This window comes from Verrucosispora sp. WMMC514 (assembly GCF_027497295.1).
GTDB lineage: Bacteria > Actinomycetota > Actinomycetes > Mycobacteriales > Micromonosporaceae > Micromonospora > Micromonospora palythoicola.
Map to the genome: position 1 here is coordinate 3,171,535 of NZ_CP114906.1, position 26,700 is coordinate 3,198,234.

15 protein-coding genes are annotated in these 26,700 nt (G+C 72.2%); 10 read left to right on the top strand and 5 right to left on the bottom strand.

Annotated elements, in window-relative coordinates; translation table 11 throughout:
- Positions 1–11: 11 nt before the first annotated feature.
- On the top strand, positions 12–767 hold the full coding sequence (locus O7597_RS14345; RefSeq protein WP_281583255.1) for a serine/threonine protein kinase: 756 nt from the start codon (positions 12–14) through the stop codon (positions 765–767).
- Here the strand turns inward: O7597_RS14345 and O7597_RS14350 are convergent.
- A complete protein-coding gene (locus tag O7597_RS14350) occupies positions 764–1,324 on the bottom strand; it encodes a TetR/AcrR family transcriptional regulator (protein WP_269740122.1) in 561 nt (186 codons plus the stop codon). The genes O7597_RS14345 and O7597_RS14350 overlap by 4 nt on opposite strands.
- A 74-nt stretch (positions 1,325–1,398) precedes the next feature.
- Between O7597_RS14350 and O7597_RS14355 the strand changes: the two genes are divergently transcribed.
- A complete protein-coding gene (locus O7597_RS14355) occupies positions 1,399–2,382 on the top strand; it encodes an alpha/beta hydrolase (protein WP_281582934.1) in 984 nt (327 codons plus the stop codon).
- Between the two features lie 90 nt (positions 2,383–2,472).
- Here the strand turns inward: O7597_RS14355 and O7597_RS14360 are convergent, their stop codons facing one another.
- A complete protein-coding gene (locus O7597_RS14360; protein ID WP_269740120.1) occupies positions 2,473–3,486 on the bottom strand; it encodes a Brp/Blh family beta-carotene 15,15'-dioxygenase in 1,014 nt (337 codons plus the stop codon).
- Entirely contained in the window at positions 3,483–4,178 is a 696-nt protein-coding gene (locus tag O7597_RS14365; protein WP_269740119.1) for a bacteriorhodopsin, read from the bottom strand. Before O7597_RS14365 ends, O7597_RS14360 begins: the two co-directional genes overlap by 4 nt.
- Positions 4,179–4,359: 181 nt before the next feature.
- Between O7597_RS14365 and O7597_RS14370 the strand changes: the two genes are divergently transcribed.
- The 3 genes from O7597_RS14370 (at position 4,360) to O7597_RS14380 (ending at position 7,067) form a co-directional block, all read left to right on the top strand.
- A complete protein-coding gene (locus O7597_RS14370) occupies positions 4,360–5,187 on the top strand; it encodes a bacteriorhodopsin (protein ID WP_269740118.1) in 828 nt (275 codons plus the stop codon).
- A 13-nt stretch (positions 5,188–5,200) separates the two neighbouring features.
- On the top strand, positions 5,201–5,968 hold the full coding sequence (gene heR / locus O7597_RS14375) for a heliorhodopsin HeR (RefSeq protein ID WP_269740117.1): 768 nt from the start codon (positions 5,201–5,203) through the stop codon (positions 5,966–5,968).
- Between the two features lie 424 nt (positions 5,969–6,392).
- Positions 6,393–7,067, top strand: coding sequence for a response regulator transcription factor (locus tag O7597_RS14380; protein ID WP_269740116.1), 675 nt, complete (start codon positions 6,393–6,395; stop codon positions 7,065–7,067).
- Here the strand turns inward: O7597_RS14380 and O7597_RS14385 are convergent.
- Together O7597_RS14385 and O7597_RS14390 are read right to left on the bottom strand one after the other, a co-directional pair.
- Positions 7,034–9,283: a chorismate-binding protein gene (locus O7597_RS14385; protein WP_269740115.1), complete on the bottom strand. Its 2,250-nt coding sequence runs from the start codon at positions 9,281–9,283 to the stop codon at positions 7,034–7,036. The genes O7597_RS14380 and O7597_RS14385 overlap by 34 nt on opposite strands.
- Positions 9,280–10,833 (bottom strand): AMP-binding protein, encoded by a 1,554-nt coding sequence (locus O7597_RS14390; RefSeq protein WP_269740114.1) that lies wholly within the window; start codon positions 10,831–10,833, stop codon positions 9,280–9,282. The genes O7597_RS14385 and O7597_RS14390 overlap by 4 nt, the downstream gene beginning before the upstream one ends.
- 429 nt (positions 10,834–11,262) lie before the next feature.
- On the opposite strand from O7597_RS14390, the gene O7597_RS14395 reads away from it, so the two are divergent.
- The 5 genes from O7597_RS14395 to O7597_RS14415 are packed head-to-tail and all read left to right on the top strand — an operon-like array spanning position 11,263 to position 26,690.
- Positions 11,263–18,267: a non-ribosomal peptide synthetase gene (locus tag O7597_RS14395; protein WP_281582935.1), complete on the top strand. Its 7,005-nt coding sequence runs from the start codon at positions 11,263–11,265 to the stop codon at positions 18,265–18,267.
- On the top strand, positions 18,264–23,759 hold the full coding sequence (locus tag O7597_RS14400; protein ID WP_281582936.1) for a non-ribosomal peptide synthetase: 5,496 nt from the start codon (positions 18,264–18,266) through the stop codon (positions 23,757–23,759). The genes O7597_RS14395 and O7597_RS14400 overlap by 4 nt, the downstream gene beginning before the upstream one ends.
- Positions 23,756–24,841 carry a saccharopine dehydrogenase NADP-binding domain-containing protein gene (locus tag O7597_RS14405; protein WP_281582937.1) on the top strand — a complete coding sequence of 362 codons (1,086 nt, stop codon included), beginning with the start codon at positions 23,756–23,758 and terminating at the stop codon, positions 24,839–24,841. Before O7597_RS14400 ends, O7597_RS14405 begins: the two co-directional genes overlap by 4 nt.
- A complete protein-coding gene (locus O7597_RS14410) occupies positions 24,838–25,899 on the top strand; it encodes a Gfo/Idh/MocA family oxidoreductase (RefSeq protein ID WP_281582938.1) in 1,062 nt (353 codons plus the stop codon). The genes O7597_RS14405 and O7597_RS14410 overlap by 4 nt, the downstream gene beginning before the upstream one ends.
- Positions 25,899–26,690: an alpha/beta fold hydrolase gene (locus O7597_RS14415; RefSeq protein WP_281583256.1), complete on the top strand. Its 792-nt coding sequence runs from the start codon at positions 25,899–25,901 to the stop codon at positions 26,688–26,690. The genes O7597_RS14410 and O7597_RS14415 overlap by 1 nt, the downstream gene beginning before the upstream one ends.
- Positions 26,691–26,700: the final 10 nt, after the last annotated feature.

Sequence of the window (26,700 nt, forward strand, 5' to 3'; positions counted from 1 at the left end):
CCCGGTACGTGATGGAGTTACCGCTGGCGTCCGCGTTCGCTGTCTTCGACGCCCAGGATTCCGGGTGCGTCTCCTACGGCGTCGAGGCGTCCGGACGCCGGTGGTTCGTCAAGACAGCCACCAGCGCCCGGAGTCGGCAGTCTCTGCTGCGGGCCGTCCGGTTCCACGCCGCGGTGCGCCACCCGGCGATCGTGCGCCCCGAGCACGTTCTCGACGGGCCGGTGCTGGTCTATTCGTGGCACGAGGGCAACGTCTTGAACCATGCCACCACCCGCGGCTCGGACCGCAGCGCCCTGCACCGGTTCCAGCAGCTACCCCGGCGCGACGTCGAAACGGCGATCGACACCGTCCTCGACGCGCATCTGGCCGTGACGGCCGCCGGCTACGTCGCGGTCGACCTCTACGACGGCTGCTTCCACTACGACTTCCAGGCCCGTCGAATACGCCTGATCGATCTCGACGAGTACCGTCCCGGTCCGTTCACCCTCGACGCCGACCGGCTCCCCGGATCCCGCCGGTACATGGCACCCGAGGAATTCGTCCGCGGCGCCGTCATCGACCAGCGCACCACCGTCCACACCCTGGGCCGTACCATCCACCACCTGCTCGACTCCCCGGTCGGCTGGCGTGGCTCCCAACTCCAGCGGCAGGTAGCCGCACGCGCCGCCGCCACGACACCCGCCGACCGGTACCCCGACGTGGCGGCCCTCGTCGCGGCCTGGCGAACCACCCTGCCGGGCCGCGACGCGCCAGCACCACCGCACTAGCGAAGCGTGCGTAGGACCATCTCGACCAGGGCGTCGACGTCGGCGTCGACCATCGGCTCGCCGGTCATGCCCATCCGGTGCAGCAGGGTTCCGACGACCACGTCGATGAGGAAGAGCACCCGGTTCTCCGGCTCGCCGAGGGTCTCCTGAAGCGCGAGCCGGTAGGGGTCCTGCAACTGTGCGGAAAGAAGCTGGCGCAGGGCGGGATCGTTCACGGCATCGGTGAACACGCCCGCGAACGCCGCGCCGATCCCGGGCTCACCGATCTTCGCCGCGACCCAGCGGATCGCCGTCGACATGATCTCCTTCCGGCTGGCGCCGGTCAGTGGCGCCGGGCCGAACGCGTCGACGAGGCAGGCGGTGATCAGCGCTCCCTTCGACGGCCAGCGGCGGTAGATCGTGGTCTTCGCGACGCCTGCCGCGGCGGCGATGCGATCGACGGTGGCGTGTGCGTAGCCGAGCTGGTGGACCGTGTCGAGCGTGGCGGCGAAGACCGTGGCGTCGACGCTGGAGCGGGGACGGCCGGCCGGTCTGGGGGGTGTGGTCGCTCGGTCCATGGTCACACGATAACCAGTTATGCTACTCCTAGTATCGATACTCGAAGTATCGTAATCGTGATCGAGGAGGAGCCATGAGCGACACGGTCGAGATGCGGCGGCCGCCGCTGGGCGTCCGGCTGCTGCACGCCCTGCGGAAGGAGCCGGACTGGTCGACGATGCCGGCCGAGGCCTTGGCCGCTTTCCGCGACGCGGAGAACCGCCGGCGGGCCTCCAGCCTGGCGCGGTTGGTCACCGGTTTTCCGGACCGCAGGGCCGGGATCGACTGGCAGCAGCTGACGCTGCCCGACCGGGCGCTCCAGGTTCGGGTCTACCGGTCGTCGTCCGTACCCGACCACCCGGCCGGCCTGCCGCTCGTGCTCCACGTCCACGGCGGTGGATTCGTGGGTACAGCCGTGCAGAGCGACTGGGTCAACAGCCACCTCGCTTGTCGACTGCCCGCGGTGGTCGTGTCGGTCGAACACCGCCTCGTCGCACCGGGAATCTCGCTGGCCGCTGCTGTCGACGACGGCTGGGACGTGCTGAACCACGTCGTGCGGCACGCCGCGCGGTGGCGAATCGACCCGACCCGGGTGGCCGTCTTCGGCGAGAGCGCCGGATCGGTGGTGGCCGCGCTGGCCGCGATCCGCGCCCGGGAGTCCGACCTGACGGTACGGGCACAGGTGCTGGTCAATCCCTGTGTCGATCTGACCTCGACGGCGTTCGACTACGCCTCGATGAGTGAGCACGCCACCAGCCCGACCCTCACCGTGCCGCAGCTGGAACTGTTCCGCCGGCTGGCCGCTCCGGAAGGAACGGATCCTCGCGCGGTGTCACCGTTGTTCGCCGACGACCTGAGCGGGTTGGCTCCGGCACTGGTGGTGGTGCCGACCCTCGACCCGTTGGCCGATCACGGACGCACGTACGCGCGACGGCTGCGTGAGGCCGGGACGCCCGCACAGCTCACCGAACACCCCGGAGCGACACACGCGTTCCTCAGCATGCCGGGCGTGGTACCGCAGGCCAGATCGGCGCGGACCGAGATCGTCGCGTTCCTCCGGGACCGCCTCGCCGGATGATGGCCCGGCTGCGACGAGATGCCCGGGCTTCGACGCGGGGTCGAGGCCCGAGCCGGCGCGCCGAATCGGGCCGCGGCCAACCGGTTCGGTTCATCGGGCGGCCACCCGTGCGTCGAGCCGGTTGACCACTGCCGCGTGCGGCACGGTGAGCCCGGCGAGCACCGCGAAGACCAGCTGGAACGGCGCTTCCTGGGAGGCGCCGGCGGTCGCGGGGCCGACGGTCGGCGACGCGCTGACGTGCACCAGGACGAGCAGGCCGGCGAGGGCGGCGACGGTGGGCAGGGTGGCCTGCCGGGCGAACCGGCGGACCGGACCGCCCAGCCGCCCCGCGGCGAGGTGGTGGCTGTTGGCGGGGTCGGCGCGCAGCAACCGGGCGACATGTCGGGCGGAGTGCCAGGCCGCGAAGTACCCACCGAACGCCAGCGGCGGTGGCACCAGGGCGAAGGCCGCGACGAGGATCCCGAGTTCCGTCACATCCGCACCACGACGGGCGGCCAGCTCGCGTAGTCCGGTCACCACGACCGCCAGGAGTACGACGGACAACCCGATCAGCCGCCCGGCCGGCGTGAACGCGGTGGCGGCCCCTGGCGCGACCGCGTCCAACAGCGGGTCGACCGTCCCTGGCCACAGCGCGATCGGCAACACCACCGGAGGTCCGCCGTAGGCCAGGACGGCGAGGACGGGACGGGCCGGTGCCGGCCCCTCCCGCTCGGCCCGGTACGCCACGTCACCGGTGCCGAAGTGCAGCACCGCGAGGATCAGGAAGCCGGTCAGGGCGGGTACCGGTGCCCAGAGGAACAGCGCGACCGTGGCGGCGGCCGTCCCGGCGTACCCGAGCAGCAGCCCCACGGTGATCCGCAGGGAGCGGGCCTGTGCGGAGATCCAGGCCGGTACCAGGTGGTCGACGGCGCCGTGCGGCAGCCCGATCAGCAGGCCCACGAGCAGTGGGACGGTCCCCGCCCAGGCTCCCGCCTCCGGTACCAGCAGGTCCAGGCAGGCGAGGCCGGCCAGGACGATCGGGCCCGTGTGACCGACCCGGCGCAGCAGCCAGTCGCCGGGCGGACGGCGGACCCACCGACCGACCTGACGGGCGGCCGGTGTCACGCGACGGTGAGCAGGCGGCGGTCGGACAGGCGCCGCAGGAGACCCAGGTCGACCGCGCTCCACACCACCTTGGACAGGATCGGCAGGATCACGAACAGGGCGGTGTCGGTGGTCTCCCCGAACTGCCCGATCCCGGACGGCCCCAGGATCCAGATCAGCGGATAGCCGACCCAGAGCACACTGAGCAGCAGGGCCACCTGGGTGAAGACCCGCGACATGGGGGCCGGCTGACGGGCGGCGGTGGCCCGCAACGGTCCCCAGATCAGCCCGAAGACCACAAGTAGCGCCACCACCCCGACGGCGTAGAGCCCGTACCGCCCGGCCCGGCTCTCCATCAGGTCGGCCAGGAACCCGCTTGTGATCATGATGATGTCGGCGGCGACGAGCGCGCGGACCAGGCCCCAACGCTTGCGGGGCAACGCGTGCATCGCGGTGAGGGAGAGGGCCACCAGCAGCAGCGGGGTGGTGACCACCCAGTCGGCGTACCGGGCCCAGAAGGTCGTCTGGTCGGAGACCTCGATCCGACCGCCGCCCACCGCCATCACCACGTACCAGAACCCCGACCAGAGCGGAATCGCCGTGGCGATCGAGTACTCCACCGGCGGGACGCCCTTGGGGTTGGCCCGCCAGTAGCGGAAGAGCGCGACGCCGGCCGCCATGGCGACGACGTAGAACCACAGCCAGAACCCCACGGCACCTCCCTGGCCAATCCCGGCTCTCCGGGAACGAGGGACCGCCCCCTTGCTGTCAGCTTAGGATGACTATCAGCCTATTTAAGGGCATAAAGGAGGAATCGCTCCCCGATCGCCGGCGACGCGGCAGCCAGGCTCCGCGATCGGAGACGATCCGGGTCGGAACAGGCGGGTCAGCGGCATGAACTTCGAGAACGAGTTCGGCTACAACGTCATCCAGTACACGCTGGTGTCGCACGTACTGACGCTCGGTTACGCCGTCATGGCCGCCGGGCTCGTCTATTTCCTGCTGACCATGTCCGGGATCGCTGCGCGGTACCGGCTCGCCTCGGTGCTCTCCGCAGTGGTCATGATCTCCGCGTTCTTCGAACTCTGGGTGCTGTCACAGCGGTGGTCGGCGGCGTTCACCTGGGACGGGAGCGCGTTCGTGGGTACCGGCACCCTGTTCTCCAACGGCTACCGGTACATGAACTGGTCCATCGACGTCCCGGTGCTGCTGATCCAGTTGCTGGTGGTACTCGGCGTCACCGGCCGGCGCTTCCACCGCACCTGGGCGATGTTCGTCGCCGCCGGCCTGGCCATGATCTACACGGGTTACGCGGGTCAGTTCCACGAGGTCGACAGGGCCTGGCCGTTCTGGATCTGGGGTCTGGTCAGCACCGTCTTCTTCCTGTTCCTGCTCGTCCTGGTGGCCCGCCTGATCTTCGGCAACCTGCGTCGGCTGCCCCACGCCGCCCGGGGGCCGGCCCGGGCCGTGTGGTGGCTGATCCTCGTCTCCTGGATGCTCTACCCCGGGGCGTATCTCATGCCGGCGATGTGGGACTCCGCCGACGGGGTGGTGGCCCGGCAGATCACCTACACGCTTGCCGACATCACCTCGAAGGTGATCTACGGGGTGCTGATCGGGGTGATCGCCCGCAAGATCAGCGTCGCCGAGAACTGCCAGGCCGCGATCGAGGAGGACGTGGCCCGGCCGCGCGGTGGCCTGACCTCCGTCACCTCCGGCTGAGGGGGTGACGCCCATGGGACACCACGCCGCCGCCGGCCGCGACCGCTACCTGCGGCTACGTTGGTTCAACGTGCTGGTCGGCCTGCTCCTGGCCGCCGAAGGCGGCTGGATGTGGGTGGCCGGCAACGACCTGTCGCTGCCGGTCACCGCGTCGTACCTCACGGCGGACCCGGTGACGCTACGGGACGCCACGCTCCCGGAGGTGGCCTTCCGGATCGCCATCGGCCCGGCGGTGGCGGTCTTCCTGCTCCTCGCCGCGCTCGACCACCTCGTCACCGCCGCCCCGGTCGTGCACCGCTGGTACGAGCGCAACCTCGACCGGCGGACCAACTACGCCCGCTGGATCGAGTACTCGGTCAGCGCCTCCATCATGATCGTCCTGATCGGCCTGTTCGTCGGGATCCGCGATCTCGCGGCGGTCATCGGAATCTTCGCCGCGAACACCGCGATGATTCTCTTCGGGCTGCTGATGGAGCGGCAGCAGACACCGGGACGCGCCGACTGGAGCGCCTTCTGGTTCGGCACACTTGTCGGCTTGGCACCCTGGCTGGCGATCGCCGTGTACGTCGCGCAACCGCCGGAGATCCCCGGTTTCGTGTGGGCGATCATCATCGTCCAGTTCCTGCTCTTCGCCAGCTTCGCGCTCAACATGGCACTGCAGTACCACCAGCGCGGTCGATGGCGTGACTACCGCTACGGCGAGATCTCGTACATCCTGCTCAGCCTCGGGGCCAAGTCCGCGCTGGCCTGGCTGATCTACGCCAACGTGCTGCGCACCTGACGCCGGCCGGCGGCGGTTGCGCGGGCCCGGTGGCTTCGCGTGTTTCCCCACCTCGGCTCGTCCCTTGCATTCGACTCGGACGCGGCAACCTGCCGATCCTCAATCCGAATCCAGCAGATGCTCCATACGTCGCCAAAGGCGGATTCCTCCAAGAATGCGAGAACCCGCCTGAGTGCCACCAATGACGTTTTTCGGCATCTGCCGAAGGCTTAGCTAAGATGCATGGTCGCCAGTCGAGAATGATTCAGCGACGCCGATTTGGGGTAACGGTTTCCCGCGCGCCGGGTTGACCGGCGCCGGTCGGCGTGGCGACCGGAGGTGGGTGTGGGTCTGGAGGTCACCGCACGCTGCGTCGGTGGGCATCGATCCTGGTTGAGAGGCCGGACGTGCGGCCGCGGCTGGGCACCGCAGCGGAGGAGGCAGCATGGCGCAGGCCAAGCGGCGATCAAAGACATCGCCGATCGGGCTACGGGTTCTCGTCACTCTGGGGCCGGAGGTGCTGCGCAAAGGGCTGGAGGCGCTGCTCGGTGAACTGCACGTGGTCACCGGTGTCCGGGTCACGCCGACGGTGAATGAGGCGCTGGTGCTGCTCCGGCGGTACCGGCCCGACCTGCTGATCCTGGTCGTCGAGGACGACGTCCCGGTTGACCAATTGGTGCTCGCCGCCCGAGGCGCCGGCATTCCGACCCTGGCGGTCCTGAACCGAGCCGGTGACGCGCTCCGCGACCGGGCCGTACCGCTGGCGGCAGACGGTTTCATCCTGGCCGGAGAGCTTGATCGGCGGTCGCTGAACCACGCCCTGGCCGAACTGTGGCGAGGTGAGATGCCGATGCCGCTCGCGCTCGGCCGGGTCGCGCTCTCGGTGTTGCGGGAGGACCAGCGCCCCGCCGCCACTGTGGCGTTGACTCCCCGGGAGGCCGAGACGCTGCAACTGCTGGCCCGAGGGCTGAGCAACCGTCAGATCGCCGGGACGATGGGGATCACCGAGCACGGGGCGAAGCGGCACGTCTGTCACATCCTCGCGAAGTTGAACTGCACCAACCGGACGGAGGCGGTCACGGCGGCCTACCAGCTGGGCTTGCTGCCCGCCAAGCGCTGACTCGCGGTACGCCACTTCCCTCCGAGGCGCTGTTCTCCTTCGCCCGTCCAGCCGGGCAGCGGTGCGCTCAGCTTCAGCCGCATCTCGTCGTACTCGGCGTCCGGGTCGGAGCCGAGCACGATGGCGCCGCCGGCGCCGACCCGCAGGATCCCCCGGTGCAGTACCGCGGTCCGGATGACGATGTTGAGGTCCACCCCGCCGGTCAGGCCGAAGAATCCCAGCGCTCCGGAGTAGACCCCCCGCGCTCGATCCTCGATCTCACCGAGCAGCCGCATCGTCCGCGGCTTCGGTGCTCCGGTCATCGAGCCACCGGGGAAGCAGGCCCGCACGACGCGGGTCGGCGAGACCGACCGGAGGCGGTGGCCGCGCACCGTGGAAACCAGCTGATGCACGGTCGCGTACGACTCGACCACCATGAACGAGGGCACATGGACGCTGCCGACCTCGCAGACCTGCCCGAGGTCGTTTCGGAGCAGATCGACGATCATCAGGTTCTCCGCCCGGGTCTTCGGAGAGTCGCGCAGCTCGGCCCGCAGGGCATGGTCCCGCTCCGGGTCGGCGGCCCGAGGAGCGGTCCCCTTGATCGGCTTGGCCTCGACCGTCCCGGACGGATCGATCTTGAGGAAGCGCTCTGGCGAGGAGCAGAGGACCTGCGTCTCTCCCAGGCGGAGATAGGCGGCGTACGGTGCCGGGTTGTGGCGGCGCTGCCGCAGATAGAGTTCGATGCCGCACCCGTCGTACGGGGCCCGGAGTTCGTTGGTCAGGCAGATCTCGTAGCTCTCTCCGGCCCGGAGCAGATCCAGGCAGGTACGGATATCCGCCAGGTAGCTCTCACGTCCCCGGGACAGCCAGCGCTCCGGGTCGGTCGTTCTTTCCGGCTCCGCCCGCCCGCCGTTCGGTCGGGCTCGGTCCGGCTCCTCCGGCCGGCGGGTGCGTCCGTCGCGGTCGTCGACCGGGTGGTGGCCGACGGGTCCGGTGCACAGCAGGGCCGCCGTGCTGTCCAGCCAGCCGTCCGCCGCCGCGATCTGGGCGTCAGTGGCGCGGCAGAGCGCCAGCAGCCACATCTCACCGGTCTGATGGTCCAGGGCCACCATCCGGGTCGCGGCCATCCAGACCGCGTCCGGGGTCTCGGCTTCGTGTCGGTTCGGTGCGCCGCAGTCGGCCTTCACCTCGTAACCGAAGTAACCGACGTAGCCGCTCGGCAGGTCGAACGGAAACTCACCGCGATCCGCGATCCGGCGCTCGTCGAGGCGGCGCTGCAACACGGTGAAGATGTCCCCCGGCTCGACGCCGATCCGGACGCCGGTCGGGTCGAGCACCTCGACGGTGCCGGTGGTGCTGACGTACCGCAGCACCTCCCCGTCCGGTCCGCCCGGGTGCCCCAGGAACGAGAACCGCGACACGCCGGGCACGATCCGGCTGCTGTCCAGCCAGAAGGCGTACTGCCGGTCGCCGACGATCCGCTGGAAGACCCACTCCGGGTCGACCGTCGCGGGCTGCGGTGGCGGCGCGTTCCGCCGGGCGACGGCGGGCAGCCGTCGGTGGCGCAGCAGCCACCCGCTGGCCGGACCGTCGGTGTCGCTCGACGCCGTGCCCAGCCCGGCGGTGTCGACCGGCCGCGAACCGTTTGTGGCGTCCCTGCCCACCAGCCGGCGGAAGTTCAGCAGTAGCCGGCTGCCGTGCTCGGTGCTCACCGACTCGGGATGGAACTGCACCCCGAACCAGGGACGGCTGCGGTGCCGCAGGCCCATCACCACCCCGTCCTCGGCCCAGGCGTCGGCGACCAGGTCGGCCGGTAGCGGTTCGGCGACGCAGAGCGAGTGGTAACGGACGGCCACGAAATTCTGTGGCAGGCCGGTGAAGAGCCCGCCGTCATGCCGTATCCGGCTCAGGTGGCCGTGACGCGGCTGAGGTGCCGGCCCGACGGCGGCCCCGCAGAGGTGGCCCAGGGCCTGGTGGCCGAGGCAGACGCCGAGCACCGGCCGGCCGCTGTGGCGGATGACGTCCAGGCAGCGGCCGATGTCCTCCGGCACCTGCGGCCGGCCGGGACCGGGCGAGATGATCACCCCATCGAACTGCCGCGCGAACTCCGAAGTCAACCGCGGGCTGTCGTTGCGCAGCACGTGGGGCTCGACGCCGTAGGTCTGGGCGATCAACTGATAGAGGTTGAAGGTGTACGAGTCGTAGTTGTCGATCAGCAGGGTCCGCACCGTCACGCCACCCCTGCCCGACCGGCGGTGCGTGCGTCCGGCCGCTCGACGCCGGTGCGCTCCCGCGTGGCCGTACCAGCGCCGCGTTGCTCCCGAGTGTCCTGCTCCCGCAGGGCGAAGCGGCGGAGCTTCCCCGTCGGCGTGCGGGGCAGGGCGGCGAGGCGGGTGACGCCCCGGGGGACCTTGAACGGCGCCACCCGGCCGTCCAGCCAGCGAGCGAGTTCGTCCACGGTGGGGGTGGCGGCGCCGGGCACCGGCACGACGAAGGCGTGCAGCCGGGAGGCACCGGTCCGGTCCGTCCGGGCGACCACCGCGGCCTCGGCGACCGTCGGATGCTCCTCGATGAGGTGCTCCACCGGCTGAGGTGCCAGCGTGATCCCACCGACCATCTCCAGGTCGTCCACCCGGCCGTGCAGGGCGTACGTCCCGTCGCCGTGCCGGACCGCCAGATCCCGGGTACGCAGCCAGCCGCCCACCAGGGTGCGGGCGGTCTCCTGCGGCCGGTTGAGGTACCCGGTCATGACGGTCTCCCCGGTGACCCAGAGTTCCCCCTCGACCTCGTCGGGCACCGCCACCCCGTCGCTGTCGAGCAGCCGGAGGCGATAGCCCGGGACCGGGCGTCCGACCGTGCCGATCCGGTGCTCGTCGACCGTGTTCGCACAGAAGGCGTGCCCGGCCTCGGTGGAGCCGACCTGGTTGAGCAGCGGGACGCCGAGCAGTTCCTCGGCCCGCACCGCGAGGTCCGGTCGCAGCGCCTCACCGGCGGAGACCGCGGCCCGCACACTGCCGAAGGCGGCTCGGTCACGGGCCGCCACGAGCTGGGCGTAGGACGTGGGCACCCCGTAGAGCAGGGTGACCCGGTGCTCGGTGACCAGCTCCGCGACCGCCTCGGGACTCGGTCGCTCCGGCAGCAGCACCGCCGACGATCCGGAGAACAGTGGGAAGACGAAGGCGTTACCGAAGCCGTAGGCGAAGTGCAGCTTGGAGATCGAGAGGGTGACGTCGTCGGCGTTGCTGCATACCACTCCGAGCCCGGCGGACCGGTAGTACGCCTCCGGGTCGGTGTGCCGATGGACGGCTCCCTTCGGGTCACCGGTGGTGCCGGAGGTGTACTGCACGTACAGGGGATCGCTGCCGGCCACCGGCACCGCCGGGGCACGACTCACCCGACCGGCCCGATCGAGCAGCTGGTTCGGGGAGAGCGTACGGACGGTGAACCGGTCCGCCAGCGACTCGGGGCAGAGCACGAGGGCCGGAGCGCAGTCGGCGACGAGCGCCGTGTGCTCTGGAGCGGCCAGCGCCGGGTTGACCAGGACAGCGACCGCCCCGGCCCGGGCCACGGCCAGGAACGAGACCACCCAGGCGGCGCTGTCGGGCAGCGCCAGAAGCACCCGGTCACCCGGTCTGATCCCTTCGGTGGTCAGCACCCGCGCGGCTCGGCCGGCCAGATCGTGGATCGCCCCGTGGGACCAGGTCCGGCCCGGTTCGCGGACGGCGGGGCGGTCGGCCCAGCCGCGTTCCGCGCAGCGCCGTGCCAGGGTGGCCGCGAGATTCATGGCGAGAGCCCTTTCTGCTGCTGGCGGGTGCGGAAGTCCGAGGAATGCCGACGAGCGCGGAAATCCGTAGAAGAATGCAATTCGATCTCGACGGTAGATCGCCCCGAAGATGGGCGGCAAGTGTCTGATGCGATACCCCGGTGGTCGGGACAAATTTTTATCTGCCATCGGGATGTGCGCTCCCGAGGAATATGCTATGAGCCGGCAGGTGTCCTGTTCGAAACCGTGCCAGCGTTCCGCGGCAGGGCGCGCGGCGTCGAGAACTTAGGTGTTCCTTGGTACCCGTTCGGGTACCTCGCGTGGTAGCAGACAGGCGATTCCGCGCACTTGTTCGAGTTGAGTGGCGTGCGATCCCGTGGCACCGTGGGCCGGGTGTCGTACAGATACCACGAGGTCAATTTCAGCGATTACGCAATCGAGCTGCACGGTGTGCGATATGACGCACGGGAGATCGAAGCTTCGGTGCGTGAGTGCGTGGCCGCCGCCGGAAACGTCTGCGCCGTCCAGCCGGAGTACGGCGGGGAGCTGACGCTCATTCTGGAAACGGCCGGCGCCGGCGGACCGGAGCTGGCACGCCGGGTCATGGGCGCGGTGGTGGATCGGCACGGACTGGCCCCCGGCACCGTCTGCCTGGTGCCCGGTGGCGAGTTGGACGGATCGGGTCCGCCGGCCGGTACGAGCGATGGCACCGCTTCCTGGCGCCACGAGGTGCTGCGGCGGCTCCGGGCCGGCGAGCTCACCGTGGCCTACCGGCACGAGGCCGGGCCCGGCGGCGACCGATCCGCGTCGAGCGGCACCGGCGAGCCGCCGTCCGTCGCCGTGGCCGGCGGCGGACCGGGGTCGGAGACCGCCCCGACGCAGGCCGGTCCCGGCCTGACCGCCGAGGCGATGCGCACCGACGTGGCCCGCCTGTTGGGGGTCGAACCGACCGACATCGACCCGGACGTCGACCTGGTCGAGTTCGGCCTCGACTCGCTGCGCACGATGCAACTGGTGAACCAGTGGCGGCGCGCCGGCACCGAGCTGACCTTCGCGGAGCTGGTCGAGAAGCCGGTACTGAACCGATGGTGGGAGCTGCTCGCGGCAGCCGGGCCGGCGACCGGGACCGGATCGGCCGAGCCAGCCGGCGGCGACCCGGTCGACGAGACCGAGCCGTTCCCGTTGACCCCGGTGCAGCACGCCTACTGGATCGGCCGCCGCGACGACCAGGTCCTCGGCGGGGTCGGCTGCCACTTCTACGTCGAGTTCGACGGCGGCGCAGCCGCCGGCACCGCGCCCGTCGACCCGGACCGGCTGGCGGAAGCCGTCCGCGCCCTGTTGCGCCGGCACGGCCTGCTGCGGGCCCGGTTCCTCGACGACGGCACCCAGCAGATCCAGCGCGAACCGGCCTGGCTCGGTCTGCTGGTGCACGACCTGCGTACCGCCGGTGCGGCCGAGGTCGACGCGGCGCTGGCCGCGGAACGGGACCAACTGGCGCACCGGCGCCTCGCGGTCGACCTGGGTGAGGTGTTCGACCTGCGCCTCAGCCTGCTGCCCGGCGGGCGCCACCGACTGCATCTGAACTTCGACCTGCTCGTCGCCGACGTCCTGAGCATCCAGCTCATCCTGGCCGACCTGACCCGTCTCTACCGGGCGGGCCCGCAGGCGGACCTGCCGCCGCTGCCGTACGGCTTCCCGACGTACCTGGCGCACCAGGAGAGCCGTCGCCGGCCGGCCCGTGAGCGGGACCGGGAGTACTGGCGCAAGCGCCTGCCCGACCTGCCGGACGGTCCGCAACTGCCGCTCGCCGTCGAGCCGGCGCTGGTCGAGACGACCCGGTTCCAGCGACGCGACCACCTGCTGGATCCGGCCGCGCGGGGGCGGCTGGAGCAGCTGGCCCGGCAGCACGGGGTCACCCTGCCGATGGTTCTCGCCACCGCCTACGCCGAGGTGCTCGGCGCCTGGAGCGCCGAGCAGCGGTTCCTGCTCAATCTGCCGCTCTTCGACCGGGAGGTCGTCGACCCCCACGTGGCGTGGATCGTCGCCGACTTCACCAACCTGCTCCCGATCGAGGTCGACCTGCGCGAACCCAGCTCGTTCCGGCAGCGGGTACGCGGACTGCAGGAACAGCTGCGAGCCGGGATCGGACACAGCTCGTACACCGGGGTCGAGGTGCTCCGGGATCTCGCGCGTACCCGGACCGACGACCGCATTCCGGCGCCGGTGGTCTTCACCAGCGCGATCGGCATGGGCGACCTGGTGGGCGAGGATGTGCAACGGACCTTCGGCCGGCTCGGCTGGATGCTGTCGCAGACCCCGCAGGCCTGGCTGGACCACCAGGTCACCGAGCGCGACGGTGGCCTTTACCTGGTGTGGGACGCGGTGGCGGAGCTCTTCCCGCCCGGCGTACTAGACGACATGTTCGCCGGCTACCTGCGGTTGCTGGACTGGCTGGCCCGCGACGAGTGGGACGGACCGGCCCCCGCGCTCCTGCCCGCGGCGCAGTCCGCCGTGCGCGACGCGGCGAACGCCACCGACGGGAGGGTGCCGGACCGCCCGCTGCACGCGGACTTCTTCGACCGGGCGGCGGCCGACCCGGGTCGGGCCGCGCTGATCGCGGCGGACCACGTGGTCAGCTACGGCGAGCTGGCCGACCGCGCGCTGCGGATCGCCGCTGCCCTGCGTGACCGGGGCATCGGTCGGGGCGACGTGGTGGGCGTGACCCTGCCGAAGAGCCCGGAGCAGATCGCGGCGGTGTTCGGGGTGCTGGCCACCGGGGCGGCGTACCTGCCGGCCGGACCGGAGCAACCGCCGGCCCGCCGGGCCCGGATGCTGCGGCGGGCGTCGGTACGGGTGGTGCTCACCGACGGCGACGTGGCCGGTTGGCCCGACGGGACCGAGCTGGTGCCGGTCGCGACGACGGCGACCCGGGAACCCCTCGCCGGCTGCCTCCCGGTGCCGGTGACCGACCCGGCGTACGTGATCTTCACGTCCGGCTCGACCGGCGAGCCCAAGGGGGTGGAGATCACCCACATCGCGGCTCGGAACACCGTCGACGATGTCAACGAGCGGTTCGGCGTGGACCGGAGTGACCGGGTGCTGGCCGTCTCGGCGCTCGACTTCGACCTGTCGGTGTACGACATCTTCGGACTGCTCTCGGTCGGCGGGGCGCTGGTGCTGGTGGCGGAGGACGAGCGGCGGGACGCGTACCGCTGGGTCGAGCTGTGCCGCACCCACCGGGTGACCGTCTGGAACACCGTCCCCGCGCTGCTGGACATGCTGCTGCTGGCCGCCGGCGACCCCGACCGGCCGGCCCGGACGTTGCCGGAGCTGCGCCTGGTGCTGGTCTCGGGCGACTGGGTCGGTCTCGACCTGCCGGGACGCACCGTCACCGCCACCGGTGACTGCCGGTTCGTCGCCCTCGGCGGCGCCACCGAGGCGGCGATCTGGTCGAACCACGTCGAGGTGACCGAGGTGCCCGCCCACTGGCCGAGCATTCCCTACGGCCGCCCGCTGAGGAACCAGCGGTACCGGGTCGTCGACGCGCAGGGCCGGGACCGGCCCGACTGGGTCCCCGGCGAGCTGTGGATCGGCGGCCTGGGGGTCGCCACCGGCTACCGGGGGGACCCGGAGGCGACCGGGCGCTCCTTCGTGACCGTTGCCGGCACCCGCTGGTACCGCACCGGTGACCTGGGCCGGTACTGGCCCGACGGCACGCTCGAGTTCCTCGGCCGGACCGACCACCAGGTGAAGATCCGCGGCCACCGGATCGAGCTGGGCGAGGTCGAGGCCGCGCTGCTGGCCCATCCGGCGGTGGCCGCCGCCGTGGTGCTCGCGGTCGGCCAGCCGACCCGCCTGGCCGCGACCATCGTTCCGCGTCCGGAGGCGGCGGTGGACGATGCCGAGGAGGGTTGGCCGTCCGCGAGCGAGGAGGGGCTGTTCGCCTTCCTCCGGGAGCGGCTTCCCGCCCACTCGGTCCCGGCCAGCGTCACCAGCGTCACCGAACTGCCGTTGACCAGCAACGGAAAGGTGGACCGTCGGGCTCTCGCGGCCCGGGTCGAGGACGTCACCGCACCGGTGCCGGTGGAGCCGCCCCGGGGCGGAATCGAGGAGACGGTAGCCAGGATCTGGGCGGAACTGCTCGACACGCCCGCCGTGAGCCGGTGGGACAACTTCTTCTCGCTCGGCGGGGACAGCCTGCTCGCCACCCGGATGATCTCCAAGCTGCATGCCGCGGGCTTCGCCGGCGCCGAACTCGGCCGGCTCTTCCGCACCGCGGAGCTGGCCAGCTTCGCCGCCGACCTCCGGCACGGCGGCCCGCAGCGGCCGACGCCGACGTTGCGGTCCGATCCGGAGCACCGGCACGACCCGTTCCCCCCGACCGACGTGCAGCGGGCCTACTGGATCGGCCGTACGGACACCTTCGCCCTGGGTGGTGTCGGCTGCCACTTCTACACCGAGTACGACGGCGCCGGGATCGACCTGGACCGGCTCACCGACGCCTGGAACCGGGTCATCGAGCGGCACGAGATGCTCCGGGCGGTCTTCCTGCCCAGCGGCGAGCAACGGATCCTCCCCAGCGTGCCGAGGTTCGAGATCCCGGTCGTCGAGGTCGGGCCCGGCGACGCCGAGGAGGTGCTCGCGCGGCAGCGGGACGCGATGTCGCACCAGGTCCTCGACGCCGGCCGCTGGCCGCTGTTCGATGTCCGGGCGGTGCGCTACGGCGACCGGACCCGGCTCGCGGTGAGCATCGACAGCATCCTCATCGACGCGCTCAGCGCGATGATCCTGATGCGTGAGGTGGACACCTTCTACCGCCGGCCCGACGCCGAGCTGCCGCCGGTCGGCGTCTCGTTCCGCGACTACGTGCTCACCGCCGGGCCGGACGAGACCAGCCGGACCGAGTCCGAGTCGTACTGGTCGGGCCGGGTCGACGACCTGCCCGAGGGGCCGGCCCTGCCGCTGGCCCGGGACCCCGCCACCGTCCAGCGCCCCCGCTTCCTGCGGCGGGAGCAGCAGCTTCCACAGTCGCGGTGGCGCCGGCTGCGGGAGCTGGCGCAGCGGTACGGGCTGACCGGCTCGACCCTGCTGGCCACCGCCTTCGCCGAGGTGCTCGGCGCCTGGAGCGCCCGGGGCGACCTCACCGTCAACGTGACCCTCTTCGACCGTCGGGACGTGCACCCGGACATCGATGCCGTGCTCGGTGACTTCACCTCGTTGCTGCTCGTGGGCTACCAGCCCGAACCGGGCGAGAGCTGGCTCGACGCCGCCCGCCGGATGCAGCGGAGGATGGGCGAGGACCTGGCGCACAGCGACGTCTCGGCGGTGTGGGTGATGCGGGAGCTGGCCCGGCGCCGGGGCAACCTCGACGTCAGCATGCCGGTGGTCTTCACCAGCACGCTCGGGGTCACCGACGACGTCGTCGTCGAGCCCTCGTTCGCCGAACGGGTCTGGGGGATCTCGCAGACCCCGCAGGTCTGGCTGGACCACCAGGTGGTGGAGCGGGCCGGTGGCCTGCTGCTGGTCTGGGACGCCGTCGAGGAGCTGTTCCCCGCGGGCGTGCTGGACGCGATGTTCTCGGCCTACATGCGCCTGTTGGAGTGGCTCGCCGAGGGCCGCTGGGAGGTGCCGGTGCCGGCGCTGATCCCGCCCGAGCAGCGGATCGTGCGGGCCGACGTGAACGCGACGGCTGGACCGGTACCCGACGGCTTGCTGCACAGCGCGTTCTTCCGGCGGGCCGCCGAGGCCCCGGAGCGGGTCGCGCTGCTCAGCGCGGGCGGTGAGCTTTCCTACGGCGAACTGGCCGGACAGGCGCTCCGGGTGGCCGGTGCGCTGGTCGGGCACGGTGTCCGCCCTGGTGACCCGGTCGGGATCACGCTGCCCAAAGGGCCGGAGCAGGTGGTCGCGGTCCTCGGCGTACTGGCCGCCGGGGCGGTGTACGTGCCGTGCGGGGTGGAGCAGCCACCGCTGCGCCGGGATCGGATCTTCGCCGACGCCGGGGTGCGCCTGGTCCTCACCGACACCGCCGCCCGGGACTGGCCGGAGACCGTGCGGGCGCTGCCGCTCACCGATGCGGTCGGGGCCACCGCGACGGCCGGTCCGGTGCCGCTGGACCCGGGCTCCCCGGCGTACGTGATCTTCACCTCCGGCTCGACCGGCCAGCCGAAGGGCGTGGAACTCACCCACCGCGCGGCCGGGAACACCGTCGACGATGTCAACGAGCGGTTCGGGGTGCGGGAGACGGATCGGGTCCTCGCCGTCTCGGCGCTCGACTTCGACCTGTCGGTGTACGACATCTTCGGACCGCTCGCCGCCGGTGGTGCCGTGGTGCTCCCCGCCGAACGGGAGCGGCGGGAACCCCGGGCCTGGCTGCGACTGTGCCGCGAGCACCGGGTGACGCTGTGGAACAGCGTCCCGGCGCTGCTGGACATGCTGCTGGTGGCGCTCTCCGGCGACGCACCGGCCCCGCCACCGGGGCTGCGGCTGGTGCTGGTCTCCGGCGACTGGGTGGGGGTCGACCTGCCGGGCCGGGTGGCGGCGGCGTTCGACGGCTGCCGGTTCGTGGCGCTCGGCGGTGCCACCGAGGCCGCCATCTGGTCCAACGCCATCGAGGTGACCGAGGTGCCGCAGACGTGGACCGCCGTCCCGTACGGCCTGCCGCTGCGCAACCAGCGGTACCGGGTGGTCGACGACCGGGGCCGGGACTGCCCCGACTGGGTCCCGGGTGAGCTGTGGATCGGGGGCACCGGAGTGGCCACCGGGTACCGCAACGACCCGGAACGCACCCGGGAACGTTTCGTCGACTACGCCGGGGAGCGCTGGTACCGCACCGGGGATCTGGGCCGCTACTGGCCCGACGGCACGCTCGAGTTCCTCGGTCGAACCGACCACCAGGTGAAGGTTCGTGGGCACCGGATCGAGCTGGGTGAGGTGACCTCGGCGCTGGCCGCCTACCCCGCGCTGAGCGCGGCCGCCGCCGTCGCGGTCGGCCGGCCGCCCCGACTGGTCGCCTTCGGCGTACCCGAGGCCGGTCGGGGCGACGAGGACCTCGCCGGACTTGAGGAGTTCGTCGCCGCTCGGCTGCCGAGCTACGCGGTGCCGGGCGTCTGCCTCCTGCTGGACGAGCTGCCGCTGACGGCCAACGGCAAGGTCGACCGGTCCGCTCTGGAGAGGCTGGCCGAGGAGGACGGTGCACCGGTCGAGCCCGGCGAGCCGCCCCGGGGCCAGGTCGAGGAGGCGGTCGCGGCGATCTGGGCCCGCCTGCTGGACCTGCCCGGCGTGGGCCGGGAGGAGAACTTCATCGCCCTCGGCGGCGACAGTCAACTCGCCGCCCGGCTCGCCGCGGCGCTGCGCGATCGGTTCGGGGTGGACATCTCGTTGCGGCAGCTCTTCGCCGCTCCCACCGTCGCCGGGACGGCACGGCTGATCGATGGTTTTGAGGAAGGCGCGCTATGACCCGCTCGACGACCACACCGACGCCCGCCGAGCTGATCGCCGACCTGCGCGATCTCGGCATGCAGCTCTGGGCGGACGACGGACAGCTCCGCTTCCGGGCGCCCAGAGGGGTACTCACCCCGGAGCGTCGGGAACAGCTCACCGCCAACCGGGAGGCTGTCCTGGCGTGCCTGGACGCGGAGACCGCCACCGTGACCCCCGATCCGGAGCACCAGCACGATCCGTTCCCGCTCACCGACGTGCAGTTGGCGTACCTGCTCGGCCGGCGGGACGCGTTCGACTACGGCGACGTGCCCTGCCAGGTCTACGCCGAGATGGAGTACCAGTCGCTCGACCCGGCGCGGCTGGAGGAGGCGTGGAACCTGTTGGTACGCCGCCACGGCATGCTGCGCGCCGGCTTCGACCTCGACGGGTACCAGCAGGTACGGCCGGAGGTGCCCCGGTACCGGATCGCGGTGACCGACCTGCGGGGTGCCGCAGCCGGTGAGGTGAGTTCCGCGCTGCGCGCCACCCGGGACGAGTTGGACCACCGGGCGTACGACCCGCGCCAGTGGCCGCTGTTCGAGCTGCGACTGACCCGTACCGACGATCGAACCATCCTGCACGTGTCGGTGGACTTCCTGATCGCCGACTACCTGAGCATCCAGGTGCTCCTCGACGAGCTGCACCAGGCGTACGACGGGGTGGAGCTGCCGGAGCTGGAGATCACCTTCCGGGACTACCTGCTCGCCGAGCGCGGCAGCCGGGAGGGGAGCCGGTACGAGCGGGACCGGGCCTACTGGCTGGACCGCCTGCCTGAGCTACCGGGGGCGCCGGAGCTGCCGGTCCGGCAGCGCGGCGACGCCGATCCTGCCGGCCGGCCGGATCAGCGGACACCGGGCCGGTTCCGTCGGCTGTCGACCACCGTTGCCGCGCAGCGCTGGACGGCACTGCAGCGGGCGGCCCGGGAGCAGCGGCTGACCCCCTCGACCGTGGTGCTCGCGGCGGTCGCCGAGGTGATCGGCCGGTGGAGCAGCAACCCCCGGTTCTGTCTCAACCTGACCCTGCTCAACCGGGAGCCGGTGCATCCGCAGATCGGGCGGCTGGTCGGTGACTTCACCACGGTCAGCCTCCTGGCGGTGGAGACCGCGCCGGAGCACGGCTTCGCCGAGCGGGCCCGCGCGGTACAGGACCGGCTCTGGGCAGACATGGACCATCGTCAGTTCAGTGGCGTGTCGGTGATGCGGGAACTGGCCCGCGAACGCGGCCGGTCGGCGGCGCTGATGCCGGTCGTCTTCACCAGTACCCTCGGCCTCGGCGAGGAGTCCGAATCGGAACCCGCGGCCGGGTTGAGCGGCCGGGTCGGCTACGGCCGCAGCCAGACCCCCCAGGTCTGGATCGACGCCCAGGCCCTGGTCGAGCGGGGTGCCCTGACCGTCCGGTGGGACGTCCGCGAGGGGATCTTCCCCGATGGCGTGGTCGACGACATGTTCGGCGAGCTTTCCGCGTTGCTGCACCGGCTCGCCACCGAACCGGAGGCCTGGCAGCTGCCGTCCCCGGTCGACCTGCCGTCCACGCAGCACCGGTCCAGGGCCGCCGCCAACGACACCGCCGGGCCACTGCCCGAGGGGCTGCTGACCGACGACGTGGTCGCGGCGGCCCGGCGGTACCCGGACCGGGTCGCGGTGGCCGGACCCGGCGGCGGCATGACCTACCGGGAGCTGCTCGGTCGGGCCTCGGGAGTGGCCGCCGCGCTCCGGTCCGACGGCTGTCAGCCGGGGGAGATCGTGGCCCTGGCGATGGAGAAGGGCTGGGAGCAGGTGGTGGGGGTGCTCGGCGTGCTGCTCGCCGGCGGCGCCTACCTGCCCCTGGACGCCGCCCAACCGCCGGCCCGGCGGGACCGGATCCTCGCCGACGCCGGGGTCCGGCGGGTGCTGGGCCAGTCCTGGTCGCCGACGCCGCCACCGCCGGGCACGCTCTTCGTCGACTCTGTCGACCCCGGCCCGGCTGACGTCCCGAATCCCGGCCGCCACCCGGACGACCTGGCCTACGTGATCTACACCTCGGGCTCCACCGGTACGCCGAAGGGCGTGATGATCTCGCACCGGGCGGCGTTGAACACCGTCCACGATGTCAACCGCCGCTTCGCCGTCACCGCCGACGACCGGGTGCTCGCCCTCGCGGGGCTCGGCTTCGACCTCTCGGTGTACGACCTCTTCGGACTTCTCGGCCTCGGCGGACAACTGGTGCTGCCGGCGGCCGACCGCCGGGGCGACCCGGCGCAGTGGGCGGAGCTGCTCGCCGAACACCGGGTCACCGTCTGGAACTCGGTACCCGCGCAGCTGCAGCTACTCGCTGACTACCTGGCGGTGGAGCCCCGGGCGGACCTCGACGCGTTGCGGCTCGCCCTGCTCAGCGGGGACTGGATTCCGGTCGGCCTCCCCGACCGGACCCGGGAGCTGCTGCCCGGACTGCGCCTGGTCAGCCTCGGTGGTGCGACCGAGGCGGCGATCTGGTCGATCTTCCACCCGATCGGCGAGGTGGACCCGGGCTGGCGGAGTATCCCGTACGGCCGGCCCCTGACCAACCAGAGCTTCCACGTCCTGGACCGTTGGCAGCGTCCCAGCCCGGATCACGTCCCGGGCGAGCTGCACATCGGCGGGGCGGGCCTGGCCCTGGGCTACCTCGGCGACCCGGAGCGGACCGACGAGCGGTTCGTCGACCATCCGCGGCACGGCCGGCTCTACCGCACGGGAGACGTCGGGACCTACCACCCCGACGGGACGCTGGAGTTCCTCGGTCGACAGGATCGCCAGGTCAAGATCAGGGGGCATCGGATCGAGCTGGCCGAGGTCGAGGCGGCGCTGGCCACCGCCGAGGGGGTCGCGGCGGCGCATGTGCTGGTGGACGGGGCGGAGGCGATGCGTCGACGGCTCGTCGCCTTCGTGCAGACCGCGGCCGGAGTCGCGGACCGTGCGGACGACGAGCGGCACCGGCTGCTCGCCGCCGCGGCCACCGCCGGCGAGGCGACCACCGACGACGTCGACGCGGCCGAGCTGGCCGAGTTCATGCGCCGGCTGGACCGGGCCGGTCTGCTCGGGATGCTGCGTGCGCTCGCGGAGCGGGGCCTCTTCCGGTCGCCGGCGGAGACCCACGACACGGCGGAGATCCTCGACCGGACCGGGACCGCTCCCCGGCACCACCGGCTGGTCCGGCGCTGGCTCAACGCCCTGGTCCGGGCCGGGTTGCTGACCGAACGCGACGGCCGGTACGCCGCCTGCCGCCGGATCGGCGCGGACGATCTGCGGGACGCCTGGGCGGCTGTGGACGAGTTGCAGCGGGAGGACCAGTATCCGGCGAAGCTGATCGACTACTTCCGGACCAGCACCGAGTCGCTGCCGCGGCTGCTGCGCGACGAACTGGACCCGCTGCCGCTGCTCTTCCCCGAGGGCCGCCTCGACATCTCCTACGCCGCCTACCGCGACAACGTGATCAGTCGGTACGTCAACCACGCGGTGGTGGGCCTGCTGCGCGAGCTGGCCGAGAGCCGGCCGGAGACGCTGCGGGTGCTGGAGGTCGGCGCGGGTGTGGGCGGCACCAGCACGGTGCTGATCCCGGCTCTCGCCGACGCCGATGTGGACTACCTCTTCACCGACGTGTCCCAGTTCTTCCTCACCGAGGCGCAGCAGCGCTTCGGTGACCGGGCGTCGTACGGGCTGCTGGACATCAACACCGATCCGAGGGCCCAGGGTTACCTGCCGAACAGCTTCGACGTCGTGCTCTGCGCCAACGTGCTGCACAACTCCCGGGACGCGGCGCTGGTGCTGGGCCGGCTCCGTGAGCTGCTCGCTGCCGGTGGATGGCTGGTCTTCATCGAGACCACCCGGGAGAACGTGCAGATCATGACGTCGATGGAGTTCATGATGCCGGAGAAGGATCCGGCCAAGTGGGACTACGACGACCTGCGGCGCGGCCGGGACCAGACCTTCCTGGACGTGGCACAGTGGCGGGGACTGCTCACCGGGGCCGGCGCGGACCTACTGCTCGACCTGCCCGGTGCCGGCGACGTGACCGAACCGCTCGGCCAGCACGTCTTCGCCGCCCGGTTCAAGGCGGACCGGGCGGACGTCCGCCCGGCCGACCTGCTGCGCCACTGCGCCGAGCGGGTACCCGAATACATGCTCCCCGCGCAGGTGCAGGTCGTCGACGCGCTGCCGCTGACCGGCAACGGCAAGGTCGACCCGGCGGCGCTGGCCAGCTGGGTGGTCCGGGACGGCACCGCCGCCCAGCCGGCGGACGCCGCCCCGTCCGACGAGTTGGAGCAGCGGATCGCGGCGGTCTGGGCGGACCTGCTCCAGGTGCCCCGGGTCGGCCGGGACCAGGACTTCTATCAGCTGGGCGGCGACTCCCTGCTGACCGCGCGGCTGGCCGGCCGGCTCCGCGAGGAGGTGCCCGAGGCGGGCGAGGTTCCCTACGACACCCTGCTCCGGGTGGTCCTCAACCGACCCACGGTGGCCGCCCTCGCCGAGTACCTGCGGGACAGACGACACCCGGTCGACGATCCGGGCGCTCCGGCGCAGCGGCGTTCTCCACTGCTGCCGCTGGTCGACACGCCAGGTGACGCGGTGCGGGTGCTGGTGCACGACGGGGTCGGGACGCTGGCCGCGTACCGGAGCCTGGTGCCCCTGCTGGGCGGTTCTGGACCGGTGGTCGGATTGGCGGTGACCGGCGACGACCCGTACCAGAGCGAGGATCCGGTCGGGCTGGTCGAGCGCCGGGCCGGCGACTACACCCGCAGACTGCTGGAGACCGGCGCGTCCCGCTTCCACGTCGTCGGCTACTGCATGGGCGGCCTGCTCGCCCTGGAGGTCGCCCGGCAGCTCACCGAGTCCGGTGCCACGGTAGCCAGTCTCACCATCATCAGCAGCTACAGCCTGCCGCACACCATCGAGGACGAGCTGGTGCTGGAGTACGTCTTCGCCCGGCTGCTCGACCTGGACACCGAGGCGCTGGGCTACCCGGATGACGAGGCGACCGCCCGTGCCTTCCAGGAGGTCCTGGCGCGTACCCCCGGCCGGGTCCCGACCGGGGCGCTGGACGGGCTGACCGGTGACCCGGTCCTGACCGGGGCCGCGGCGAAGTTCGCGGCGCTGCGGCAGACGCCGCAGCCGGGCCGACTGGCCGCCGTGGAGCGGCTGTTGGCCGGTCGGTCCGAGGCGGCGAGCGTCCCGGTGGAACTGGGCGGTCTCTACGACCTCTACCGGCACAGCATGAGCGCGGTGACCCGACACGAGGCCACGCCGTACGCCGGGGACATCACGTTCCTGCGGGAGCGGGAGGACACCGGGTTCCTGCCCTGGCTGCGGCGGGACATGACCGACTACTGGCGGGACGTCTGTCTGGGCGATCTCTCCGTGGTGGATGTCCCCGGCGACCACTTCTCCTGCCTGCGCCCACCGCACGTCGAGCGGGTCGCCGACGTGTTGGCCGAGGTACACCGGGAGGCGCGGTGACGAGCCCGGTGGTCGGGGTGCTCGGCTGTTACGGCGCGGTCGGGTCGGCGGTGGTCGAGCTGCTGGCGGCGGCGGATGTCCGGCTGCGCCTCGGCGGCCGGCGGCCCGGGCCGCTGACCGAGGTCGCCCGGGAAACCGGCGTACCCCGGGAGGCTACCGCCATAGTGGACGCCGCCGACCGGTACCGCCTCGCCGAGTTCGCGGCCGGCTGCGCGGTCGTCGTCGACTGCACCGCCCCGGCGTACCGCGCCGAGGCCGGTGTGGTGCGGGCGGCGGTGGCCGCCGGGGCCGACTACGTCGGTGCGGCCGGCGAACACCGGTACCCCGGCCTGCCCACCGGCCGCCGCGTCGTGGTCGGCGCGGGGATGACACCGGGGTTGACCTTCGTGCTGCCCCGGGCGCTGGCCGCCGCGGGATTCGACCGGCTCGACCGGCTGACCGCCTACACCGGCGGGCGCGACCGGTTCACTCCCGGCGCCGCGCGGGACTACGTGGCCGGGATGGTCGGAGGTGCCGGTCGGTCGCTGGCCGCGTGGCGGGGCGGTCGCCGGGTGCCGGGTGCGCTGACCCCGCTGGACCGGGTCGAGCTGCCGTACTTCCCGGGCCGGGTCACCGCGCATCCGTTCCTCAGTACCGAGGCCGAGCGGCTGGCGGCCACGCTCGGGCTCGCCGAGGTGAGCTGGTACCACGTCTTCGACGGGGAGCAGGCGCTGCGGGCACTGAGCACCGCGGACCCCGCAGACATCGACCCGGCCGCGGACCGACTGGTGCGGGCGGCCGAGTTGGAGACCTTCGGCAGGTCGACGTACCAGCTCATCGTCCTGCAACTCGACGGGGCCGCGCAGGGTCGTCCGGTGACCCGGACGCTGGCGCTGCGGGCGGCGGACAGCTACCGGTTGACCGCGGAGGCGGCGGTCCTCGCCGTCCGGGCGGTCCTGGCCGGTGAGGTGCCGCCCGGTTCGCACCACGCGGGCGAGGTGCTCGATCCGGCCCGGGTGATGGAGCGGCTGGCGGCCGCGCCGAGCGTACGTCAGCTGGAGGTTGTCGACCGGCCGGCGGCGGTCGAGGAGGGTGCGCTGTGACCGGGAACGTGGTGGTCTGCGGAACCGGCTTCGGCCGGGTCTACCTGCGGGCCCTGGAACGTGCCGAGCCGTCGCTGCGGTTGGCCGGTGTGCTGGCCCGTGGCAGCGCCCGCTCGGTGGCCTGCGCCGAGCGGTCCGGGGTGCCGCTCTACACCGATCCGGACGATCTCCCCCCGGAGGTCGACCTCGCGGTGGTCGCGGTCTACGCCGGGGTGAACGGCGGTGCCGGCACCGAACTCGCGCAGCGGCTGATGGGGCGCGGCATCCATGTTCTCCAGGAGGGGCCGGTGCATCAGGACGAGCTGACCGGCGCGCTGCGTACCGCCCGCCGGGCCGGGGTGATGTACCAGGTCAGCACCCACTACGTGGAGGTGGAGCCGGTCCGGCGGTTCATCGCCGTGACCCGGGCGCTCGCCGCCAAGCAGCCGCTGCTTCATCTCGACGCGACCTGTGGGCTCCAGGTCTTCTATCACCTGTTCGACATCCTGCGGCTGGCGCTGGGCGGGCTTCGTCCGTGGTCGTTCGAGGAGCCGGTGCCGTCAGCCGGCGGGTTCGCCACCCTGGTCGGTGAGGTGCACGGGGTGCCGGTGACCCTGCGGGTGCAGAACCAGCTGCACCTGAGGGACCCGGACAACCACGCCCACCTGCTGCACCGGATCAGTGTCGGCGCGTCGGGCGGGAACCTGACCCTGGTGAACACCCACGGCCCGCTCATCTGGAGCCCACGTCCGCACTTTCCGGAGCAGGGACAGGCCGGCAGTCGGCTGGACGAGAGTCCGGGTGAGCACCTGGACTACCCCAGTGCCAGCCCGCTCGGACCGGCCGAGGCGCCCAGCTACCGGAGCATCGTGGGGGAGCTGTGGCCGGCGGCGGCCGGCCGGGCGTTGGCCGGGTTGCACCGCGCGGCCCGGGACGGTGCCGACCCGCTCCCGATCGGGCAGCCCCAACTCGCCGTCGCGGGAGCCTGGCGGGACGCGAGCCGCCGTCTCGGCCCGCCGGAGTCGCTCGACGGGCCCGCGCCCCGACCGCTGTCCGCGAAGGAGGTCGAAGTCCCGTGATGATCACAAGTGGTCAGCGCTGGTTGCGCCGGCTCACCACTGCGGACGCGCCGGGCGGGCGGCCGCGGGTACGACTGGTGGCGCTTCCCCATGCCGGCGGGGCCGCGAGCTTTTACCATAGGTGGGCACGGCTGCTGCCGAGGGATGTGGAGCTGATGGCGGTCCAGTACCCGGGCCGGCAGGACCGCGCCGACGAGCCGTGCGCGGTGACCATGCCGGAACTGGCCGACCCGATCGCGGCTGCCCTGACGTCGATGGCCGGGCCGACGATGGCCGTCTTCGGACACAGCATGGGGGCGGCGGTCGCCGTCGAGGTCACCCGACGGCTGGAGGAGCGAACCGGGCGTCCCCTGCTGCGGCTCTTCGTCTCCGGCCGCCCCGCTCCGCATCGGCAGCATCCCACCGCCGTCCACTCCGGTGGCGACGACGCGCTCCTGGCGGACCTGCGCCGGCTCGGGGGGACCGACGAGTCCCTGCTCGCCCAGCCGGGGCTGCGGGAGATGGTGTTGCCGAGCCTGCGCGCCGACTACCGGTTGATCGAGCGGTACCGGCCCGCCACGGCGGCACCGCTGCGGACCCCGATCACCGCGCTCTGCGGCGACCGTGATCCGGAGGTGAGCCCCGAGGAGGCGGCCGCCTGGCGGGAGCAGACCAGTGGCGACTTCCGCGCCCAGGTGCTCGACGGTGACCACTTCTACGTCACCGAACGGCCGGTCGCGGCGGTCCGGGCGGTCCTGGCGGACGTGCGACCACGTTTTCCGTTGGCGACGGCGTGGCCGTCGACGCCGTGATCAACTTAGA

Coding starts and splice junctions, on each gene's coding strand:
- O7597_RS14345 (WP_281583255.1), top strand. CDS start 12: ATGGAGTTACCGCTGGCGTCCGCGTTCGCTGTCTTCGACGCCCAGGAT.
- O7597_RS14350 (WP_269740122.1), bottom strand. CDS start 1,324: ATGGACCGAGCGACCACACCCCCCAGACCGGCCGGCCGTCCCCGCTCC.
- O7597_RS14355 (WP_281582934.1), top strand. CDS start 1,399: ATGAGCGACACGGTCGAGATGCGGCGGCCGCCGCTGGGCGTCCGGCTG.
- O7597_RS14370 (WP_269740118.1), top strand. CDS start 4,360: ATGAACTTCGAGAACGAGTTCGGCTACAACGTCATCCAGTACACGCTG.
- heR (WP_269740117.1), top strand. CDS start 5,201: ATGGGACACCACGCCGCCGCCGGCCGCGACCGCTACCTGCGGCTACGT.
- O7597_RS14380 (WP_269740116.1), top strand. CDS start 6,393: ATGGCGCAGGCCAAGCGGCGATCAAAGACATCGCCGATCGGGCTACGG.
- O7597_RS14390 (WP_269740114.1), bottom strand. CDS start 10,833: ATGAATCTCGCGGCCACCCTGGCACGGCGCTGCGCGGAACGCGGCTGG.
- O7597_RS14400 (WP_281582936.1), top strand. CDS start 18,264: ATGACCCGCTCGACGACCACACCGACGCCCGCCGAGCTGATCGCCGAC.
- O7597_RS14415 (WP_281583256.1), top strand. CDS start 25,899: ATGATCACAAGTGGTCAGCGCTGGTTGCGCCGGCTCACCACTGCGGAC.